General features: G+C 74.5%; 3 protein-coding genes and 2 pseudogenes. All 5 read right to left on the reverse strand.

Annotated features, from left to right (window positions below):
• Window positions 1–127, reverse strand: a pseudogene (locus tag NH342_RS24430) (ATP-binding protein); the annotation flags it as partial.
• A gap of 58 nt (window positions 128–185) precedes the next feature.
• A pseudogene (locus tag NH342_RS24435) lies at window positions 186–287 on the reverse strand (translation initiation factor IF-2 N-terminal domain-containing protein); the annotation flags it as partial.
• Between the two features lie 142 nt (window positions 288–429).
• A complete protein-coding gene (locus NH342_RS22640; RefSeq protein ID WP_253018575.1) occupies window positions 430–729 on the reverse strand; it encodes a YlxR family protein in 300 nt (99 codons plus the stop codon).
• 8 nt (window positions 730–737) lie between these two features.
• Entirely contained in the window at window positions 738–1,862 is a 1,125-nt protein-coding gene (gene nusA / locus NH342_RS22645; RefSeq protein WP_253018577.1) for a transcription termination factor NusA, read from the reverse strand.
• Window positions 1,859–2,479: a ribosome maturation factor RimP gene (rimP, locus tag NH342_RS22650; RefSeq protein WP_253018578.1), complete on the reverse strand. Its 621-nt coding sequence runs from the start codon at window positions 2,477–2,479 to the stop codon at window positions 1,859–1,861. The genes nusA and rimP overlap by 4 nt, the downstream gene beginning before the upstream one ends.
• Between the last annotated feature and the right edge of the window lie 138 nt (window positions 2,480–2,617).

Genomic DNA, 2,617 nt, shown 5'->3' on the forward strand with positions numbered 1-2,617 from the left:
GGTGCGGCAGACCCGCGCCGACGACGATCAGCGGGGCGCCCTGCTGGGACAGCTCGTGGCAGGCGGCGCAGATGGCGCTGACGTCGTCGGGCTGCACGTCCTGCATCTCGTCGATGAACAGCGCGATCCTCGCGCAGCCGTCGGGCCACGGGGGCCTCGACGGTGGACGATGCGGACTTCACGAACTCGCCCTGCTCCTTGAGCTTGGCGAGCACGGCCTTGCTGTCGATGCCGAGCTCCTTGGCGAGCTCGTGCACGCGGGCTTTGCCTGGCACTGGTCTCCTCACGGGGTGAGGCCGGCGGCTGGCCCGCGCGACCTCGTCGTCAGTGGTACATGGTCATCGGTGCGACTTCACGGGTGGGTCATCCGAGGTCGTCCTGCTCTCGACGAGCGGACCGGCCGGGTGCCGGTCCGACGGTTGGTGCTGGTCACTGCTGTGGTGCGGGCCGCGCCGGTGCGCCGTCGGGTGACGGGGTGGCGACGTGGTCCTCGAGCTGGTCGGTCACCAGCGGGGCGCTGCTGCGCAGTGCCCGCGGGAATGCCCGACGCCGGACCGCTGCCCGCACGCAGTCCGGGACGGGGTGCACGGAGGCGCCCCGGCCGGGCAGCCGCCGGGCGGGGTCCGGCACCAGCCGGGAGTCCCGTACGACGACGCGCAGCAGTTCGGTGACCGGAGCGCGTTGCCGGCACCCCACACAGGTGCGGACCGGGATCGGCGAAGCGGCCATCGAGCAGTCTAGCGCGCCGACGGCCCGCGGTGTTCCGGTCGCCGGACCCCGGGCCAGGCGCCACCCCGCGGCGGGGGACCCGCCGGGGTCCCGGCGGGACGGGGGGCCGACCGCAACGGGGCCCGCCCCTCCCCCGGCGACACGGTGTCGGGTGTCTCGGGCTGCGCGTCGCTGCGGATGTCGATCCGGCAGCCGGTCAGCCGGGCGGCCAGGCGGGCGTTCTGGCCCTCCTTGCCGATGGCCAGCGACAGCTGGTAGTCCGGCACCACGACGCGCACGGCGCGGGCGGCCGGGTCGACCACCCGGGCGCTGCTCACCCGGGCCGGGGACAGCGCGTTGGCCACGAAGGTGGCCTCGTCGTCCGACCAGTCGACGATGTCGATCTTCTCGCCGTGCAGCTCGCCCATCACGTTGCGCACCCGCTGCCCCATGGGGCCGATGCAGGCACCCTTGGCGTTCAGCCCCGGCACCGACGTGCGGACGGCGATCTTGGACCGGTGCCCGGCCTCGCGGGCGACCGCCACGATCTCGACGCTGCCGTCGGCGATCTCGGGGACCTCCAGCGCGAACAGCTTGCGGACGAGGTTGGGGTGGCTGCGGGAGACGGTCACCTGCGGGCCGCGGTAGGTGCGCGCCACGCTGACCACGTAGGCCTTCAGCCGGCTGCCGTGCGGGTAGGACTCGCCGGGGACCTGCTCGGTGGCGGGCAGGTTGGCCTCGACCTTGCCGATGTCGACCAGCACGGTGCCCTCGTTGTTGCGGCGCTCGTGGGCCTGCACGACGCCACCGACGATGTCGCCCTCCTTGCCCGCGTACTCACCGAAGGTCTGCTCGTGCTCGGCGTCGCGCAGCCGCTGCACGATGACCTGCTTGGCGGTGCTGGCCGCGATCCGGCCGAAGTCGGTGGGGGTGTCGTCCCACTCGTGCACGACCTCGCCGTCCTCGCCCAGCTCCTGGGCCAGGACGACGACCTCGCCGCTCTTGCGGTCGATCTGCACGCGGACGTGCTTGGCCGCCCCGTCGGCGTGCCGGTAGGCGGTGACCAGGGCGGTCTCGATCGCCTGCAGCACGGTGTCGGCGGGGATGCCCTTCTCGCGCTCGACCGCCTTGAGGGCGGTCACGTCGATGTTCACTGTTCTCCTTCTGCTGCGTCGTGCTCGTCGTCCGCGTCGTCGTCGGGACCCTCGGGGCCATCGGGGCCGTCGTGGACCAGGTGCGCGTCGCGGTGACCGGCCGGGCGGTTGAACTCCACCTGCACCCGCCCCTCGCCGAGCTCGGCCCAGCTCAGCGCCCGGTCGCCGGCGGGCTTGCGGACCTGGCCCTTCTTGGCCCCGCCCTTCTCCACGGCGAGCACGACGCCGCCGTCGTCGACCGAGACGACCCGGCCGACCAGCTGCTCCCCGCCGGCGCTGGTGGTGACCAGCCGGCCGACGTTGCGCCGCCAGTGCCGCGGCAGGGTCAGCGGCCGGTCGACACCGGGGCTGGTGACCTCCAGGACGTAGGGCGAGCGACCGAGGTCGTCGTCCTCGGCGTCCAGGACGTCGGACAGCGCCCGGCTGACCTCTGCGACGTCGTCCAGGCTCACCCCGCTGTCGCGGTCGACGACGACGCGGACGACGAAGCGGTTGCCGGCCGCGCGGACGTCGAGGTCCTCGAGGTCGTAGCCGGAGTCGGCGACCACCGGGGCGAACCAGGCGGTCAGGCGCTCGGCGGCGACCGGTCCGGAGCGGGAGCCGGGGGACGTGGACACCAGGGGCCTCCTCGGGCGAGCGGGTCGGGCGGGGCGGTCGCGCGGATCGGCCGGCACCCGGTCGGGCGCCGGGGCGCCGGTGGCGGTCGCGGCGTGCGCGACGCGGGGGCCCACGGTACCGCCCGCGGCGAGGTCACC

Source organism: Klenkia sp. PcliD-1-E, assembly GCF_024124375.1.
GTDB lineage: Bacteria > Actinomycetota > Actinomycetes > Mycobacteriales > Geodermatophilaceae > Klenkia.

Bases quoted from the DNA above. Each gene is read 5' to 3' on its own strand.
- NH342_RS22640 (WP_253018575.1), bottom strand. From the start codon at position 729: ATGGCCGCTTCGCCGATCCCGGTCCGCACCTGTGTGGGGTGCCGGCAA.